This is a genomic window from Pseudaestuariivita atlantica, from assembly GCF_001205715.1.
Lineage (GTDB): Bacteria > Pseudomonadota > Alphaproteobacteria > Rhodobacterales > Rhodobacteraceae > Pseudaestuariivita > Pseudaestuariivita atlantica.
Map to the genome: position 1 here is coordinate 93,414 of NZ_AQQZ01000007.1, position 15,733 is coordinate 109,146.

Consider the following 15,733-nt stretch of genomic DNA (forward strand, 5'->3'; position numbering starts at 1 on the left):
AATTCACACCCGCCGGGGAATGTCACTGTGTTTTTTCGTGAAAACTCCCGTCGCGGGCGGACGGGCGGTCACTCGGCCGGGGCAAAGCCCGAGATCAGCTGCCGCAATCCAAGCGCCGCGCCGATGAAGATCGCCGCGAAGGTGACGGGCGCGCTGAAGGCGAGCACGGAAAAGGCGGAAATGCCCTGACCGACGCTGCATCCCACGGCAAGGATCGCGCCCGGACCCATCAGCGCCGCGCCAAAAAGCTGGCGGCGCAATTCGCGCGGGTCCTCGCAGGCCTCCCACCGGAAATGCCCCTTGGAATAGGAGCCGAGCGTCGCGCCGATCACCACGCCCAGCACCGATCCGACGCTGAAGGACAGGGCGTTGCCCGATGCCGTCATGCCGTAGAAAATCGTGTCGCCGATGGGCGCGGCGAAGGTGTGGGTTTCGATCGGCTCCGCCTCGAACCCGGTGACTGCGACCCAGTAGGTGCCGACCCAGCCCGACACGATGGCCAGCCCCACGACGACACCCCAGAAGATCTGCCCCCGCGCGCGGCGCATCTCGGCGCTCGACAGCGCCAGCGCAATCAGCACTCCGCCAAAAACCAGCCCGGTCACAAGCGGTGAAATTCCAGCAGTGTCAAGAAGTTGGGAGAAGCCCTGCGGTGTCGAAGCGTCCATCTCGACCGAGAACAGCCAGACACGGGCATGGGCCAGCGGCCCCGACATCACGAAATAGGCCGACAGCCCCATCACCAGCACGATCACGAAGGATCGCAGGTCGCCACCGCCCAGTCGCGCCAGCGCGCCGTAGCCGCAATTGCCGCTCAGCGCCATGCCATAGCCGAACATCAGCCCGCCGACGATAGACCCGAGCGGGTTCCAGACGCGGTCGAGATACGCCGCCTCGCCAAGGTCGAAATGACCGGTCGACAGCGCGACATGCACGCCGATGATCGACACGCCGATGGCGATCGCCCACATCCGCATGCGCCGGTCATCGGCCCCGTAAAGAACGTCCTCGATGGCGCCAAGGGTGCAGAAACGCCCGATGCGCGCGGCAAGGCCCAGGGCGATGCCACCCAACAATCCGATCAAAGCCGTGGTGTTGGCTTCTCCCAGCGTTTCCAGCATTGGCTTCCTCCCGCACCGAACGCTGGCGAGGCGTCCGGTCAGTCTTCCCTGCAGAACAGGTCGTAGACCACTTCCATGATTTGCCGGGGCCGGTCGTCTGTCAAGCTGTAGTAGATCGCCTTGCCGTCGCGGCGGGGCGTGACCAGCCCTTCGAGCCGCAGGCGGGACAGTTGCTGCGACACCGCCGCCTGGCGGGCGGACAGAAGCTCTTCAAGCTCGGTCACCGACTTCTCGCCCGAGGCGAGGTGGCACAGGATCATCAGCCGCCCTTCATGGCTGATCGCCTTGAGGAAGTTGGACGCGCGCTGCGCGTTTTCCATCATCCGCTCCATGTCCTCGGGGCAGGTGTCCTTGTCGAACACGGGCAGGCGGGACGGTGCGGTATGCGCGTTGTCGGCTTCGAGTGTCATGGGCGTGCTCATAGGGGATTAACTCGCCTCTTCCAAGGGGATGCCTGCGCGCTGGAACATGACCGTCAGCAGGCCCCAGAAAAAGTCCTCGCCCGGATAGCCTTCGATCCGGCCCAGTTCTTTGCCGTCCTCCACGAGGATGAAGGTGGGCGTGTATTGCACCCGCCGTTCGAAGACGACATCGGGCGTTTCGCTGTGCAGGTCATAGCGGCGCAGGGGCGCCGTGCGGCCCTCGACGGTCTTGGGATAGATCGGGGCGATCTCCTCGTTCCACTTCTCGCACCAGTAACAGCCGTGCTCCTCGGCCATCAGGAGGTACGGTTCGGCGTGGGCTGCAAATGGCAGCACCGCGATCAGGGCCACGGCACCCGCTTTCAGCATCCGCATTTGGACCATCCGTTGACGCTCTGCTTCACTTTGTCATAATCTAATTTTTGAATATCTCAAGACAAGGGCGCTCCCGAAAATGTTCGATGTCACGTTTTTCGGCGCATTTATCGCGGGTCTGCTGTCTTTTCTGTCACCCTGCGTCCTGCCAATCGTGCCGTTCTACCTCAGCTACCTCGCGGGCGTCGGCATGAACCAGATCTCTGCCGGGGCCGAGGTGTCGGCGGCCGTGCGCCTGCGCGCGTTCCTCGCGGCCTGCTGTTTCGCGCTGGGCGTGATCACCGTCTTCGTCGGCCTTGGCGCCACCGCCACCGTCTTTGGCGGGTTGGTGCGCGAGTATTTCGACGTGCTGCGCTGGGTCGCGGCGGCGATCATCATCGCGATGGGTTTGCACTTCCTCGGGGTGGTCCGCATCGGGTTTCTGTACCGCCAGTTCCGTGCCGATGCGGGCGAGACCTCGAATGTCGGGCTTCTGGGGGCCTATGTCATCGGGTTCGCCTTTGCCTTCGGCTGGACGCCCTGCGTGGGCCCGGTGCTGGCCGCGATCCTGTTCACCGCCGCCGGGCAGGACAGCGCGGGGCAGGGCGCGATGCTGCTTTTCACCTACGGGCTGGGCATGACCCTGCCGTTCATCGCCGCCGCGCTGTTCATCGGCCCCTTCATGTCGTGGATGGCCCGTTTTCGCCGCTACCTTGGCCTGGTCGAGAAGCTGATGGGCGTCCTGCTGATCGTCTTCGGCATCCTGATCGCCACCAATTCCGTCAACATCATCGCCCAATGGATGCTCGAGACGTTTCCCGTCTTCAGCGCCATCGGCTGACAAGGAAGGAGATTGCCATGAAACGCGTGCTGACAATCCTGTTCGCCGCCCTTTTTGCCTCGACGGCGCTTGCCGCCGAGATGGGGGATGACGGGCTCTACAAGACGGCGTGGATGCGCGACACGTTCAAGGACCTCGGCGAGGACCTTGCCGAGGCGAACGACGAGGGCAAGCGCCTGATGCTGATCATCGAACAGCGGGGCTGCATCTATTGCAAGAAGATGCACGAGGAGGTCTTCGTCATTCCCGAGATCGAACAGTTCATCGAAGACAACTTCTTCGTCGTCCAGATCAACATGTTCGGCGATGTCGAGGTCACCGATTTCGACGGGGAGGCGATGCCCGAGAAGGACATGGTCAAACGCTGGGGTGCGCTGTTCACGCCGAGCATCTATTTCCTGCCCGAAGAGGTGGAGGAAGGCCAGACCGCCGCGCAGGCCGCGGTCGCCATGATGCCGGGGGCCTTCGGGCCGGGCACCACGCTCAACATGATGCGCTGGGTGGTCGAAAAGGGTTACGAGACGGACGAGCCGTTCCAGAAGTACCACGCGCGCCGGATCGAGGAAGACAATGGCTGACCGTCCGGTGCGGGCAGGGCGGTTCCGGCTCTAATCGTCCCGTTCTTCGTCGTCGCCTTGGCCACGCGTCCGCGTCGGTTGGGAGCACTCCCACAGGTCATCGTCCGCATCGGCGTCCCGGACCTTTTGGCGCAGCGCGGCCCACCAGCCGCTGTCGTCGCTGGCAAGAAGCGGGGCGATGGACAGGACGATCCCGATCAGCGCCAGCGCGACAAGCGCGAATTCCACGGCGCCGCTCTGCACGAACTGCACCGCGATGACGCTGCCGATGGTCATCACCATGCCGACATGGATCATGCGCGACTGGACAGCGGTGAGTTTTTGAACCTTGGGCATCATGCGTTTCCTGAACCGTTTCACTCGTTGCACGCTTGGTCTGGCCGCAAAATGTGCCCTTTCTGGGGAAGAACGAAGGATTATGCCGCCCCGTGCGCGGGGATTGCCCGACCGGCAGGGCGACGGAGCACCTGCGACAGTCACCGCCCCGTGCGGGAATTCCGGGGCCAGACCCCCCCGGCGCCCGCGCAACACCCGGAACAGATACAAAAATTCACTTAGTTGAATTTGATGTTGCGTCACGCGAACCGTGTGCCGTAGGGTACCGGGAAAACAAGAACCGGAATCGTCACAGGGAGGATGCATGAAACACGCATCGCTATTCGGGTTGATCGCGGCGCTGGGCGCGACCACGGCCCTTGCAGAGGTCGTCGCACCGACCAAGGTCATGTTCGACGAAGGCGTCGTCGCCGCGTCGCTGACCGGGGTCGCGGGTGACGCCGCCGAGGGCCGCAAGGTCTTTGCCAACCGCAAGCAGGGCAACTGCCTCGCCTGCCATGCCAATTCCGACCTGTCGGAGGAATCGTTCCACGGCGAGGTCGCGCCGATGCTGGATGGCGTCGCCGACCGCTGGAACGAGGCGGAACTGCGCGGGATCGTGGCGAACGCGAAGATGACGTTCGAGGACACGATGATGCCCGCCTTCTACATCGACAGCGGCTATGTCCGCCCGCTCGAAGGCTTTGATGGCCAGAGCATCCTGACCGCGCAGCAGGTCGAGGATGTCGTCGCCTATCTGATGACACTGAAGGAAGAGTGATCTTCCAGGGAAGGAGTTCAACATGGACCTGACACGGAGAAAAATTCTCGCCATCGGTTCCGGCACGTTCGCATTGGCCAGCCTCACGGGTCTGCCCGCCTTTGCCAACCAGACCGAGGAAGCGATCGCGGCCCTGACGGGTGGTGCGGAGATCGGCGAGGGGGTGATCACGATCGACGCGCCCGAGATCGCCGAGAACGGCAACACGGTTCCGATCTCGGTCGACGCACCGGGCGCGGCGCAGGTGACGCTTTACGCCGATGGCAACCCGCTCCCGGCGGTCGCCACCTTCACCTTCGGGCCGCTCAGCGCCTCGCGGTCCGCATCGACGCGGATCCGCCTCGCCGGCACCCAGAACGTGATCGCCATCGCCAAGATGGAAGACGGCACGTTCCAGAAGGCGCAGGCCAACGTCAAAGTGACCATCGGCGGCTGCGGCGGCTGACCTGAAGGACGAGGAGAGATATTATGGCAACTGGTGTGAAACCCCGCGTCAAGGTCCCGAAAAGCGCGGCTGCAGGCGACACGATCACGATCAAGACCCTGATCAGCCACAAGATGGAAAGCGGCCAGCGCAAGGACGATGACGGCAACGTCATCCCGCGTTCGATCATCAATCGCTTCACCGCCGACTTCAACGGCCAGAACGTGATCGACGTGACGCTCGAACCCGCGATCTCCACGAACCCCTACTTCCAGTTCGAGGCTGTCGTGCCGGAATCGGGCGAGTTCACGTTCACGTGGTACGACGACGACGGCGACGTGTACGAGACGACCAAGAAAATCAGCGTGTCGTAAGAGCACGCAAAGGGAACAGGGAGGACGCCATGCGGACGACGTTCAGCATAGCAACGGCACTCATTCTTGCGGCGGGGACAGGCCTGGCGCAGGACAGCAATTCGCTTTCCATCGAAGGCGAGCCGATGGTGACGGAAGTCGCCGCACCGGCGCACATGGAAAACGTCGACACGATCTATTCGGGCTGGCGCTTCCGCTCGCAGGAGACGCAGGCGCTGGAAACCGACGACTTCGAGAACCCGGCGATGGTGTTCGTCGACAAGGGCATCGACCTGTTCGACAAGGTCGAAGGATCCGAAGGCAAGGCGTGTTCGTCCTGCCACGAGGATGTCGCCGACTTTGCCGGTCTGCGCACGACGCTGCCGCGCGTCGAGGACGGTGAACTGGTCACGATGGAGAACCTTGTCAACGAATGCCGGACCGAGCGCATGGGCGCCGAGCCGTGGAAATGGTCGGGCGGCCAGATGACCGCGGTCACCGCCCTGATCGGCCTGCAATCGCGCGGCATGCCCGTCAACGTGGCCATCGATGGTGAAGCGGCGCCGTTCTGGGAGAAGGGCAAGGAACTTTACTACACCAAGGTCGGCCAGCTGCAGATGGCGTGCTCCAACTGTCACGAGGACAATTACGGCGTGATGATCCGCGCCGACCACCTGTCCCAGGGCCAGATCAACGGGTTCCCGACCTACCGCCTTAAGAACGCCAAGCTGAACTCGGCCCATGGCCGGTTCAAGGGATGCATGAAGAACATCCGCGCAACGCCCTACAAAGAGGGTGGCGAGGAATTCTTGGCGCTCGAACTGTATCTCGCATCGCGGGGGCAGGGCCTGTCGGTCGAAACACCTTCGGTCCGCAACTAACCAAACCTGAAAGGCCCTGCGTCCATGGCGCGGGGCCTGTTTTTGCGCATTACATTCAGTTATGCGCATATGTATTGAGGATCAGGACACCACATGATCTCCCGTCGCGACTTTCTGCAGGTCGGCATGGCCGGCGCCGCCATCCTCGGAGCCTCGGGCTTCGGCAACTGGGCGCGGGTCGCTGCCCAGCAGGCCCTGACGCAGGACCAGCTTCTGGAATTCGACACGTTCGGAAACGTGTCGCTTATCCATGTCACGGACATTCACGGGCAGCTGAAACCGATCTATTTCCGCGAACCCTCGATCAATATCGGCGTGGGTCCCAACAAGGGCGCGGTGCCGCACGTGACGGGCGCGGACTTCCGCAAGCTTTACGGTATCGCCGATGGCAGCCCGTCACATTACGCCCTGTCCTCGGGCGACTTTTCCTCCCTGGCGCAAGCCTATGGCCGCGTCGGTGGCCTTGATCGCGTCGCAACCGTGATCAAGGCCATCCGCGCCGACCGCCCCGACGCGATCCTCCTGGACGGGGGCGATACGTGGCACGGCTCCTACACCTGCCTGAAGACGCAGGGGCAGGACATGGTCAACGTAATGAACGCCCTCGCGCCCGACGCGATGACCTTCCACTGGGAGTTCACGCTGGGCAGCGACCGCGTGGCCGAGATCGTGGAAAACCTGCCCTTCGCCGCACTGGGCCAGAACATATTCGACGCCGAGTGGGACGAACCGGCAGAGCTGTTCGCGCCCTACAAGATGTTCGAACGCGGCGGCACCAAGATCGCCGTGATCGGGCAGGCCTTCCCCTACATGCCCATCGCCAATCCCGGCTGGATGTTCCCCGAATACTCCTTCGGCATCCGGGACGAGAACATGGCGGCGATGGTCGAAGAGGTCCGCGCGGCGGGTGCCGAATGCGTGGTCGTGTTGTCCCATAACGGGTTCGACGTCGACAAGAAGATGGCGAGCGTTGTGCCGGGGATCGACGTGATCCTGTCGGGCCATACTCATGACGCACTGCCCGAACCCGTGCTGGTGGGCGAGACGATCCTCGTGCCGTCGGGATCGAACGGGAAGTTCGTCAGCCGCGTCGATCTGGATATCCGCGACGGGCGGATGATGGGCTACCGCACCAAGCTGATCCCCATCTTCTCGGACGTGATTACGCCGGATGCCGAAGTCGCCGCGCTGATCGATGAACAGCGCGCGCCCTACGAAGCGGAAATGGCCGAGGTGATCGGCCAGACCGACAGCCTCCTTTACCGCCGCGGCAACTTCAACGGGACGTGGGACGACCTGATCTGCGACGCGCTGCTCAGCGAACGCGACGCGCAGATCGCGCTGTCTCCCGGCGTGCGATGGGGGCCGTCGCTCTTGCCCGGTCAGGACATCACGCGCGAGGATATCTACGGCGTGACGTCCATGACCTATGGCCGCGCCTACCGGACCGAGTTCACGGGCGAATTCCTGAAGGTCGTCCTCGAAGACGTGGCCGACAACATCTTCAACCCCGATCCCTATTACCAGCAGGGCGGGGACATGGTGCGCACCGGCGGGCTTGGCTACCGCATCGACGTGTCCAAACCGCAGGGCAGCCGCATTTCCGACATGACGCTTCTGGCGACGGGCGAGGCCATCGACCCATCCAAGTCATACGTCGTGACCGGCTGGGCCAGCGTCAACGAAGGCACCGAGGGACCGCAGATCTGGGACGTGGTCGAAAGCCACATCCGCAAGCAAGGCACGGTGAGCACCGCTCCCAACAATTCCGTCATCGTTACTGGGGTTTGAAAGGGAGGAAGAACCAATGAAATCAGTCCTGACAGCGGCGGTAGTGGCTGCCAGTCTTGCGGCCGGCGGTGCCTTTGCCGAGGGCAAGACACACTACGTCGCCATTCACGTCGACGAAAACGATCCTCAGGTCATGAACATGGCGCTGAACAACGTGGTCAACGTGTCGAAGTACTACGAAAGCGTGGGCGACGAGGTCGTGATCGAAGTGGTCGCCTATGGTCCGGGTCTGAACATGTTCATCCCGGGCAAAAGCCCGGTCGAGCATCGTATCTCGGCGATGTCGCTTGAACTCGACAACCTGTCTTTCGCCGCATGCGGCAACACGCATCGCAAGATGAGCGAGAAGGCGGGCAAGGAGATCGAATTGATGAGCGAGGCCGACATGGTGACTTCGGGCGTCGTGCGGCTGATCGAATTGCAGGAGAACGGATACGCCTACGTCCGTCCCTGACCAGTCTACCCTGATCCCGTCGCCGGGGGCGGCGGGATCATTTGTTGCAAGGAGAGCAGACATATGAGCGATGCGCTCAGCAGACCTTCGCGCCGCGCCTTCCTGAAGGGCAGCGCGGCCATGGCAGCGGGAACAGTTGCAGGAGCCGCTGCCGCGCAAAGCGGCCCCGATCCGCTGATCACCGAATTGCAGGACTGGGCGTCCTATACCGGCGCAGGCGTGGACGAGACGCCTTATGGCATGCCGATCAGCTTCGAGAGCCACGTTGTGCGGCGGAACGTCGAGTGGCTGACGGCCTCTCCGATCTCGTCGATCAACTTCACGCCGATCCACGCGCTGGAAGGGACGATCACGCCGCAAGGATGCGCGTTCGAACGCCACCATTCGGGCGCGATCGAGCTGTCGAAGCAGGATTACCGCTTGATGATCAACGGGCTGGTCGATCGCCCGCTGGTCTTCACCTATGCCGACATCGAACGCTTCCCGCGCGAAAACCACGTCTATTTCTGCGAATGTGCAGCGAATACGGGCATGGAATGGGCCGGTGCGCAGCTGAACGGCGCGCAGTTCACCCACGGCATGATCCACAACATGGAATATACCGGCGTGCCGCTCAGGACCCTGCTGAAAGAGGCGGGCGCGGATATCAGCGCCGACAAGTGGGTCTATGTCGAGGGTGCGGACGCGTCCTCGAACGGGCGGTCGATCCCGATGGAAAAGGCGCTGGACGACGTGCTCGTTGCGTTCAAGGCCAATGGCGAGGCTTTGCGTATGGAGCACGGGTACCCGGTGCGCCTCGTCGTGCCGGGCTGGGAAGGCAACATGTGGGTCAAGTGGCTCCGCCGGATCGAGGTGGTCGATGGACCCGTCGAAAGCCGCGAGGAAACCAGCAAATACACCGACGTTTACGAGGACGGCACGGCGCGCAAATGGACATGGGTGATGGACGCGAAATCCGTCATCACCTCGCCCTCGCCGCAAATGCCGATCACCCACGGGAAGGGCCCGCTGGTCATCTCGGGTCTGGCATGGTCGGGCCACGGGCAGATCACCCGCGTGGACGTGTCGCGCGATGGCGGCATCACGTGGGAGACCGCGCGGCTGGGCAAGCAGGGCGACACCAAGGCGCTCACGCGCTTCTACCTCGACGTCGACTGGGACGGGGCACCGATGCTGCTGCAATCCCGCGCGATGGATGAGACCGGATACGTCCAGCCCACCAAGGCGCAACTGCGCGACAGCCGGGGCGAGAACTCCGTCTACCACAACAACTGTATCCAGACCTGGTACGTGAACGAACAAGGGATCGCCGAGAATGTCGAAGTCTCCTAACCCCCTGTGGCCCGCACTGGGCGTGACCGGGATCGTGCTGGGCGCGGCCTATGGCCTGTCTACGCGCGGCTACAAGGCGCAAGAGGCCGACATGGCACTCGCGCAGGCGCAGGCCGCGGAGGCGCGGGTGGTCGAACAGGCCGCCGCCAACGAGGGCCTGCAGGCGCAGATCGCCGCCGTTCAGGAAGAGGCGCGCGCGCGTGTCGCGGAACTGGAAGCGCGGCCCGTGGCCCTGTCGCTGACCGCTCCGGCACCCGAACGTGACGGCGCCTTCGGCCTTGGCCGCGCGGCCCATGCCGAAGAGCTTGCCGCCTGGGACGTGGACGTCCTGCCCGACGGGCGCGGCCTGCCCGAAGGCGCGGGCGACGTGTTCACCGGCGAAGAGGTCTTTGCCGCCAAATGCGCGTCCTGCCACGGCGATTTCGCCGAAGGCGTGGACAACTGGCCGGTGCTGGCCGGCGGGTTCGACACGCTTGCCGACAAGGACCCGGTCAAGACCGTCGGCTCCTACTGGCCCTACCTGTCGACCGTGTGGGATTACGTCCACCGCTCGATGCCGTTCGGCGAGGCGGGCACGCTGACGGCGGACGAAACCTATGCCATCGTCGCCTACATCCTCTACTCCAACGACCTCGTGGATGACGAATTCGAGCTGTCGAGCGAGAATTTCGCGGAGTTCGAAATGTACAACAAGGACGGCTTCGTCATCGACGACCGGCCCGACCGCGAATATGCCGACTGGAGCGCCGAGCCCTGCATGGAAAACTGCAAGGACGAGGTGAAGATCACGATGCGTTCGGTCTTCCTTGTCTCCGAACCGCCCGAGGGCGGCACGGAATCGGTGATGAACCACGCAAGGGACCAGCTGGACAGCCTGCCGAGCTTTACCGCCGACGGCCCCTCGCACGTGGCGGCGGTCACGCAGGCGGCGGCCACGACCCCGGCGGTGCAACCCGCAGCAGTCGAGGCGCCCGAGGAAGATGCGGGTGCTGAACTGGTCGCGGCGGGCGAGAAGGTGTTCAAGAAGTGCAAGGCCTGCCACCAGGTGGGGCAAGGCGCCAAGAACAAGTCCGGCCCGCAGCTCAACAACCTCATCGGCCGCACGATCGGGTCGGTGGACGGCTTCAAGTATTCCAACGTATTCAAGGCGGCGATGGAAGAGGGCCGCGTCTGGGACGAGGCATCGCTCGCCGCCTTCCTCGCCAAGCCGAAGGAGTACATGAAGGGGACCAAGATGTCCTTCTCGGGCCTGAAGAAGGAGGCGGATATCGAGGCGATCACCGCCTATCTCGCCAGCTTCGGAGAGGGATCATGACGCGCCCCGCGCTGGCCCTTGGCATCGCGCTTGCCCTCTCGGCGGGCGCGGGCTGGGCCGAAGGGATCTACACGGCGGAAGAAATCGCGGAATTTGCCGCCGATGTCGGGGTCTCGCCCGAGGTCCTGACGGCGCTGGGTGACGCGGAATACGGCGAATACCTCGGCGGTGAATGCACGACCTGCCACCAGTCGAGCGGTGAATCGAACGGGATCCCGGCCATCGTCTACCTCGATGACGTCCTCTTCCGGGTCGCCATGTACGAATACAAGACCCAGTACCGCGACCATCCGGTCATGCAGATGATTGCCGCCCCGCTGGGCGACGAAGAGATCGCGGCGCTGGCCGCGTATTTTACCAATTTGGACGTCGAATGACGCCGTTATTTTAGGGAGGAACTGCAATGAAAATGAACAGACGGACATTCCTGGGTACGACCGTGGCGGCATCCGCCACGCTGTCGGCCCCGGCGGTGCTGGCGGACGGGCACGGCAAGCCGCGCGTCGTCGTCGTGGGCGGCGGGGCAGGCGGGGCGACCGCCGCGCGCTATATCGCCAAGGACAGCAAGGGCGCGATCGACGTCACGCTGATCGAACCCACGCGCACCTATTACACCTGCTTCTTCTCGAACCTCTATCTCGGCGGGTTCAAGGACATGGACGACCTTGGCCACACCTATGGCGGGCTGGCCGCGAACGGTGTGAACGTCGTGCATGACTGGGCCGTGGACGTGGACCGCGACGCCAGGACCGTGTCGCTCGCCGGTGGCGGGTCGGTCGGCTACGACAAGCTGATCCTGTCGCCCGGCATCGATTTCATCGATGGCGCGGTGCCCGGCTGGGACCTGTCGACGCAGAACGCGATGCCGCACGCCTACAAGGCCGGGTCGCAGACCGAGCTTCTGAAAGCGCAACTGAAAGCGATGCCGCAGGGCGGTGTCTTCGGCATGGTCGCGCCGCCGAACCCCTATCGCTGCCCGCCGGGACCCTACGAGCGGGTGTCGATGGTTGCGCATTACCTCAAGGCCAACAACCCGACCGCCAAGATCCTGATCGCCGATCCCAAGCCGAAATTCTCGAAACAGGGCCTGTTCGAGGAAGGCTGGCAAAAGCACTATGGCGGCATGATCGAACGCATCGGCCCCGATTTCGGCGGCGACAACGTGTCGGTCAACGCGGCGGACATGACGCTCGACATCGACGGCGAAGTGACCGAGGTCGCGGTCTGCAACGTCATCCCGGCGATGAAGGCGGGCCGGATCGCCGACATGGCCGGCGTGACGGACGGCAACTGGGCACCGGTCAACGCGATCGACATGTCGTCCAAGGCCGATCCGGACGTGCACGTCCTTGGCGATGCCAGCCAGCAGGGCGACATGCCGAAATCGGGCTTCTCGGCCAACAGCCAGGCCAAGGTCTGCGCCAACGCCGTGCGCGGCGCGCTGACCGGCAGCCGCGTCTTCCCGGCCAAGTTCTCGAACACGTGCTGGTCGCTGATCGACACAAATGACGGGATCAAGGTCGGCGCCACCTACGAGGCGACGGACGAGAAGATCGCCAAGATCGACGGCTTCGTGTCCCAGACCGGCGAAAGCGCCGAGGTGCGGCAGGCGACCTACGAGGAAAGCGAAGGCTGGTACGCGGGCATCACCGCCGACATGTTCGGCGCCAAGGCCTGACGATAAATGCCCCGGCCTTGATCCTGATCAAGGCCGGGGCGCTGCGGCCGTGCCAACCTGCCTGCACATAAAGGAGGACTGGACATGAAACCGGCTTTTCTCGCCCTTGCACTGGGCATGGGCCTTGCCACGCAGGTCGCCGCCGAAGGCGCGATCGTGGTGCCGTTCGACGGCAGCTTTGATGACGCGACCTTTTCGGTGGAATCGGCCATCGTTGACCGCGGCCTCGTGATCGACCTAGTCAGCAAGGTCGGTGACATGCTGAACCGCACCGGCGCCGACGTGGGATCGGACGTGACGCTCTTCACCAATGCCGACATCTTCGTCTTCTGTTCTGCCGTCGTCAGCCGCGAGGTGATGGAGGCCGACCCGATGAACATCGTGCACTGCCCCTATGGCATCGCCGTGGTCGAAACACCCGACGGCGTGTCGATCATCCACCGCGATTACCCCGACGGGCCCATGCAGAAGGTCGAGGACCTGTTGACCGACATCGTGGCGGAGGCTGTGAGCAACTGATGGATTATCAACACTTCTTCCGGTCCGAACTGGACGCGTTGCGCGAGGCGGGAGATTACCGCGAATTTGCCGAGCTTGAACGGCATTGCGGCGACTTTCCCAACGCAAATTGCCACAACGGACCGGGCGAAGTGACGATCTGGTGTTCGAACGACTACCTCGGCATGGGTCAGCACCCCGCGGTGCTGGACGCCATGCACTCCGCGCTCGACCGCGCGGGCGCGGGCGCTGGCGGGACGCGCAACATCTCGGGCACCACGCACGATCACGTCCTGCTGGAGGCCGAACTGGCCGACCTGCACGGCAAGGAGGCAGCACTGCTGTTCACCTCCGGCTACGTGTCGAACTGGGCCGCGCTGGGCACGCTGGCCTCCCGCATCCCCGGTTGCGTCGTCCTGTCGGACGCGCTGAACCACGCCTCCATGATCGAAGGCATCCGCCATTCCCGCGCGCAAAAGCTGATCTGGAAGCACAACGACCTCGAAGACCTCGAAGCCAAGCTTGCCGCGCTGCCCCTCGAGCAGCCCAAGCTGATCGCCTTCGAAAGCGTCTATTCGATGGATGGCGACATCGCGCCCATCGCCGCGATCTGCGACCTTGCCGACCGCTACAACGCCATGACCTACCTCGACGAGGTGCATGCCGTAGGACTGTACGGCCCGCGCGGCGGCGGCATCGCCGAACGCGAAGGCGTGATGGACCGCCTGACGGTGATCGAAGGCACGCTGGGCAAGGCGTTCGGCGTGGTGGGCGGCTACATCGCCGCCTCTGCCGAATTGTGCGATTTTGTCCGTTCCTTTGCGAGCGGTTTCATCTTCACCACCGCGCTGCCGCCCGCCGTGGCGGCGGGTGCGGCGGCGTCGATCCGGTACCTGAAAGGATCCTCCGCTGAACGCGCGATCCAGAAGGAGCGCGTGGCCGAGGTGCGGGCGCGGCTGGACGCCATCGGCCTGCCGCATATCGACAATCCCAGCCACATCATCCCGGTCATGGTGGGCGACCCCGTGAAGTGCAAATACATCTCGGACATGCTGTTGAACGAGCACGGGATCTACATCCAGCCGATCAACTACCCGACCGTGCCCAAGGGCACCGAGCGGTTGCGCATCACCCCGTCGCCCGTGCACACCGAGGCCGATATCGACCGCCTGCTGACCGCGCTCGAAGCCTTGTGGACGCAGTGCCAGCTGGCGCGCAGGCCCATCGCGGCAGAGTAGCGCGGGTCAGCTTTCGGGGTGGTAGGCGGCGGTTTCCAGCCAGCCGAGGTAGCCCGTCTGCAGGATCAGGACATTGTCGCGCCCGAGGACCCGTAATCCGAATGCTGCCTGTGCCGACAGCGCGCCGGTATTGCAGAAGAGGACCACCTTGCCCGTCTGCGGCACCTCGTCCAACCGGGCAAAAATCTCGCGCCACTCGATATTCCGCGCGCCGGGGATGGTCGCCTCGGCGTAAGCTTCGGCGCTGCGCGTGTCGATGAAGGTGACGGCGGCAAAGATCTCCGCGCTCAGTTGTTCGGGCAGGATGATGCCCGCGTCGTAGGTCGCGAAATCGGCGTAATCCTGCATCGCCTCATGCACCGGATTGGCCAGCGCGGTGGACGCCGACAGGGCGATTGCGGCAACGAGGCGGATCATTCGAATTCCATCTGTTCGTAGACCCGGCCCGCGTTGCGGGTCGCCAGTTCCTCGAACGTGTCGAGATGGGCATAGGGCGATTGGTCGACGTAATAGGCGTCCGCAAGGTCGCCGCCATTGTCGATATGCTCGCCGATCTTCCCGCGCAGGTAGACAAGGTAGTCGCGGGTATAGCGGCGCACCTGGTCCATGTTGGTGGGCGTGCCGTGGCCGGGGATGACATAGGTCGCGCCCAGTGCCTCGAACCCGGTATCCCATGTCTCGATCCAGTCGAGCGCGATGGTGTCCTCGAAAATCGGCAGCATCCGCTGGTGGAACGCCATGTCGCCCGCGATCACGAGGCCCTGTTCGGGCAGCCAGACCTGTATGTCGCCGGGGCCGTGCGCGGGGCCAAGATGCAGTACCTCGATCCGGAAATCGCCCATCTCGATCACGCGCTTGTCCTCGAACGTGTCGGTCGGGGGCGCGACGAAGGTGCCTTCGGCCTTGTCGCCGTTATACCGCTTCATCGCTTCGAGGATGCGGTTGCCGCGCTCCTCGATCTCGTGCGCGGCGTCCACGTGGGCCAGGATCGGCACGCCCTGTTCGGCCCAGTAGGAATTGCCCAGCATCGCGTGGCCCTGGCCGTTCTCGTCGATCACCAGCTTCACGGGCTGGTCGGTGACGGCCCTGATCTCGGCATGCAGCGCCTCGGCAAGGATGTAGGCCGCGCCGCCATTGATGACGATCACGCCGTCGCCGGTGACGATGAAGCTGAGGTTGTTGTTGTGGCCCGAGTTTTCATAGGTCGGCGGCGCGGTGGCCCCGATCGCCGACCAGACATGCGGGATCACCTCGACCGGTTTCGAATAGAGCGGCGAGCCGGGATACTGGTCGGGGATGCTCTGGTCCGCCATGGCGGCGGTCGCGATAAACAGGGCGGGGAGAAGCCAGCGCATCC

General features: G+C 64.0%; 20 protein-coding genes. 14 read left to right on the top strand and 6 right to left on the bottom strand.

What is annotated here, in order from left to right; genetic code table 11:
- Positions 1–68: 68 nt before the first annotated feature.
- The 3 genes from ATO11_RS15165 to ATO11_RS15175 are packed head-to-tail and all read right to left on the bottom strand — an operon-like array spanning position 69 to position 1,918.
- Entirely contained in the window at positions 69–1,121 is a 1,053-nt protein-coding gene (locus ATO11_RS15165; protein ID WP_050531757.1) for a YeeE/YedE family protein, read from the bottom strand.
- Positions 1,122–1,159: 38 nt separating this feature from the next.
- Entirely contained in the window at positions 1,160–1,531 is a 372-nt protein-coding gene (locus ATO11_RS15170; RefSeq protein ID WP_082176383.1) for an ArsR/SmtB family transcription factor, read from the bottom strand.
- An 18-nt stretch (positions 1,532–1,549) separates the two neighbouring features.
- Complete coding sequence (locus ATO11_RS15175) at positions 1,550–1,918, bottom strand: thioredoxin domain-containing protein (protein ID WP_110553724.1); 369 nt, start codon at positions 1,916–1,918, stop codon at positions 1,550–1,552.
- Positions 1,919–1,997: 79 nt separating this feature from the next.
- Between ATO11_RS15175 and ATO11_RS15180 the strand changes: the two genes are divergently transcribed.
- Positions 1,998–2,738, top strand: a complete 741-nt coding sequence (locus tag ATO11_RS15180; protein ID WP_050531759.1) for a cytochrome c biogenesis CcdA family protein — start codon at positions 1,998–2,000, stop codon at positions 2,736–2,738.
- Positions 2,739–2,755: 17 nt separating this feature from the next.
- Complete coding sequence (locus ATO11_RS15185) at positions 2,756–3,316, top strand: thioredoxin family protein (protein WP_050531760.1); 561 nt, start codon at positions 2,756–2,758, stop codon at positions 3,314–3,316.
- Between the two features lie 30 nt (positions 3,317–3,346).
- Here the strand turns inward: ATO11_RS15185 and ATO11_RS15190 are convergent, their stop codons facing one another.
- Positions 3,347–3,652 carry a hypothetical protein gene (locus ATO11_RS15190; protein ID WP_134643137.1) on the bottom strand — a complete coding sequence of 102 codons (306 nt, stop codon included), beginning with the start codon at positions 3,650–3,652 and terminating at the stop codon, positions 3,347–3,349.
- Positions 3,653–3,956: 304 nt separating this feature from the next.
- Between ATO11_RS15190 and soxX the strand changes: the two genes are divergently transcribed.
- The 12 genes from soxX (at position 3,957) to hemA (ending at position 14,376) form a co-directional block, all read left to right on the top strand.
- Entirely contained in the window at positions 3,957–4,412 is a 456-nt protein-coding gene (soxX, locus tag ATO11_RS15195) for a sulfur oxidation c-type cytochrome SoxX (RefSeq protein ID WP_050531762.1), read from the top strand.
- 22 nt (positions 4,413–4,434) lie between these two features.
- Positions 4,435–4,857 carry a thiosulfate oxidation carrier protein SoxY gene (gene soxY / locus ATO11_RS15200; protein WP_050531763.1) on the top strand — a complete coding sequence of 141 codons (423 nt, stop codon included), beginning with the start codon at positions 4,435–4,437 and terminating at the stop codon, positions 4,855–4,857.
- Between the two features lie 23 nt (positions 4,858–4,880).
- Positions 4,881–5,210 (top strand): thiosulfate oxidation carrier complex protein SoxZ, encoded by a 330-nt coding sequence (gene soxZ / locus ATO11_RS15205; protein ID WP_050531764.1) that lies wholly within the window; start codon positions 4,881–4,883, stop codon positions 5,208–5,210.
- Between the two features lie 29 nt (positions 5,211–5,239).
- On the top strand, positions 5,240–6,070 hold the full coding sequence (gene soxA, locus ATO11_RS15210; protein ID WP_050531765.1) for a sulfur oxidation c-type cytochrome SoxA: 831 nt from the start codon (positions 5,240–5,242) through the stop codon (positions 6,068–6,070).
- 93 nt (positions 6,071–6,163) lie between these two features.
- Positions 6,164–7,861, top strand: coding sequence for a thiosulfohydrolase SoxB (gene soxB / locus ATO11_RS15215; protein ID WP_050531766.1), 1,698 nt, complete (start codon positions 6,164–6,166; stop codon positions 7,859–7,861).
- Positions 7,862–7,877: 16 nt separating this feature from the next.
- On the top strand, positions 7,878–8,315 hold the full coding sequence (locus ATO11_RS15220; protein WP_050531767.1) for a DsrE family protein: 438 nt from the start codon (positions 7,878–7,880) through the stop codon (positions 8,313–8,315).
- Between the two features lie 63 nt (positions 8,316–8,378).
- A complete protein-coding gene (gene soxC, locus ATO11_RS15225) occupies positions 8,379–9,647 on the top strand; it encodes a sulfite dehydrogenase (protein WP_050531768.1) in 1,269 nt (422 codons plus the stop codon).
- Positions 9,631–10,962, top strand: a complete 1,332-nt coding sequence (locus ATO11_RS15230) for a c-type cytochrome (protein ID WP_082176367.1) — start codon at positions 9,631–9,633, stop codon at positions 10,960–10,962. Before soxC ends, ATO11_RS15230 begins: the two co-directional genes overlap by 17 nt.
- Positions 10,959–11,339 carry a c-type cytochrome gene (locus ATO11_RS15235; RefSeq protein WP_050531769.1) on the top strand — a complete coding sequence of 127 codons (381 nt, stop codon included), beginning with the start codon at positions 10,959–10,961 and terminating at the stop codon, positions 11,337–11,339. Before ATO11_RS15230 ends, ATO11_RS15235 begins: the two co-directional genes overlap by 4 nt.
- Before the next feature lie 26 nt (positions 11,340–11,365).
- Positions 11,366–12,640, top strand: coding sequence for an NAD(P)/FAD-dependent oxidoreductase (locus ATO11_RS15240; protein ID WP_050531770.1), 1,275 nt, complete (start codon positions 11,366–11,368; stop codon positions 12,638–12,640).
- Between the two features lie 84 nt (positions 12,641–12,724).
- Entirely contained in the window at positions 12,725–13,159 is a 435-nt protein-coding gene (locus ATO11_RS15245; protein WP_050531771.1) for a hypothetical protein, read from the top strand.
- Positions 13,159–14,376 (top strand): 5-aminolevulinate synthase, encoded by a 1,218-nt coding sequence (gene hemA, locus ATO11_RS15250; RefSeq protein WP_050531772.1) that lies wholly within the window; start codon positions 13,159–13,161, stop codon positions 14,374–14,376. Before ATO11_RS15245 ends, hemA begins: the two co-directional genes overlap by 1 nt.
- Positions 14,377–14,382: 6 nt before the next feature.
- Here the strand turns inward: hemA and ATO11_RS15255 are convergent, their stop codons facing one another.
- On the bottom strand, positions 14,383–14,793 hold the full coding sequence (locus ATO11_RS15255; protein WP_050531773.1) for a rhodanese-like domain-containing protein: 411 nt from the start codon (positions 14,791–14,793) through the stop codon (positions 14,383–14,385).
- Positions 14,790–15,731, bottom strand: coding sequence for an MBL fold metallo-hydrolase (locus tag ATO11_RS15260; protein WP_050531774.1), 942 nt, complete (start codon positions 15,729–15,731; stop codon positions 14,790–14,792). The genes ATO11_RS15255 and ATO11_RS15260 overlap by 4 nt, the downstream gene beginning before the upstream one ends.
- Positions 15,732–15,733 lie beyond the last annotated feature (2 nt).

What these genes read in the sequence shown, in the direction of transcription:
- soxX (WP_050531762.1), top strand. Translation starts at nt 3,957, where the DNA reads ATGAAACACGCATCGCTATTCGGGTTGATCGCGGCGCTGGGCGCGACC.
- ATO11_RS15220 (WP_050531767.1), top strand. Translation starts at nt 7,878, where the DNA reads ATGAAATCAGTCCTGACAGCGGCGGTAGTGGCTGCCAGTCTTGCGGCC.
- ATO11_RS15235 (WP_050531769.1), top strand. Translation starts at nt 10,959, where the DNA reads ATGACGCGCCCCGCGCTGGCCCTTGGCATCGCGCTTGCCCTCTCGGCG.
- ATO11_RS15185 (WP_050531760.1), top strand. Translation starts at nt 2,756, where the DNA reads ATGAAACGCGTGCTGACAATCCTGTTCGCCGCCCTTTTTGCCTCGACG.
- ATO11_RS15255 (WP_050531773.1), bottom strand. Translation starts at nt 14,793, where the DNA reads ATGATCCGCCTCGTTGCCGCAATCGCCCTGTCGGCGTCCACCGCGCTG.
- ATO11_RS15170 (WP_082176383.1), bottom strand. Translation starts at nt 1,531, where the DNA reads ATGACACTCGAAGCCGACAACGCGCATACCGCACCGTCCCGCCTGCCC.
- soxA (WP_050531765.1), top strand. Translation starts at nt 5,240, where the DNA reads ATGCGGACGACGTTCAGCATAGCAACGGCACTCATTCTTGCGGCGGGG.
- ATO11_RS15240 (WP_050531770.1), top strand. Translation starts at nt 11,366, where the DNA reads ATGAAAATGAACAGACGGACATTCCTGGGTACGACCGTGGCGGCATCC.
- ATO11_RS15175 (WP_110553724.1), bottom strand. Translation starts at nt 1,918, where the DNA reads ATGCGGATGCTGAAAGCGGGTGCCGTGGCCCTGATCGCGGTGCTGCCA.
- soxB (WP_050531766.1), top strand. Translation starts at nt 6,164, where the DNA reads ATGATCTCCCGTCGCGACTTTCTGCAGGTCGGCATGGCCGGCGCCGCC.
- soxZ (WP_050531764.1), top strand. Translation starts at nt 4,881, where the DNA reads ATGGCAACTGGTGTGAAACCCCGCGTCAAGGTCCCGAAAAGCGCGGCT.
- ATO11_RS15180 (WP_050531759.1), top strand. Translation starts at nt 1,998, where the DNA reads ATGTTCGATGTCACGTTTTTCGGCGCATTTATCGCGGGTCTGCTGTCT.
- hemA (WP_050531772.1), top strand. Translation starts at nt 13,159, where the DNA reads ATGGATTATCAACACTTCTTCCGGTCCGAACTGGACGCGTTGCGCGAG.
- soxC (WP_050531768.1), top strand. Translation starts at nt 8,379, where the DNA reads ATGAGCGATGCGCTCAGCAGACCTTCGCGCCGCGCCTTCCTGAAGGGC.
- ATO11_RS15165 (WP_050531757.1), bottom strand. Translation starts at nt 1,121, where the DNA reads ATGCTGGAAACGCTGGGAGAAGCCAACACCACGGCTTTGATCGGATTG.
- soxY (WP_050531763.1), top strand. Translation starts at nt 4,435, where the DNA reads ATGGACCTGACACGGAGAAAAATTCTCGCCATCGGTTCCGGCACGTTC.
- ATO11_RS15245 (WP_050531771.1), top strand. Translation starts at nt 12,725, where the DNA reads ATGAAACCGGCTTTTCTCGCCCTTGCACTGGGCATGGGCCTTGCCACG.
- ATO11_RS15230 (WP_082176367.1), top strand. Translation starts at nt 9,631, where the DNA reads ATGTCGAAGTCTCCTAACCCCCTGTGGCCCGCACTGGGCGTGACCGGG.
- ATO11_RS15190 (WP_134643137.1), bottom strand. Translation starts at nt 3,652, where the DNA reads ATGCCCAAGGTTCAAAAACTCACCGCTGTCCAGTCGCGCATGATCCAT.
- ATO11_RS15260 (WP_050531774.1), bottom strand. Translation starts at nt 15,731, where the DNA reads ATGCGCTGGCTTCTCCCCGCCCTGTTTATCGCGACCGCCGCCATGGCG.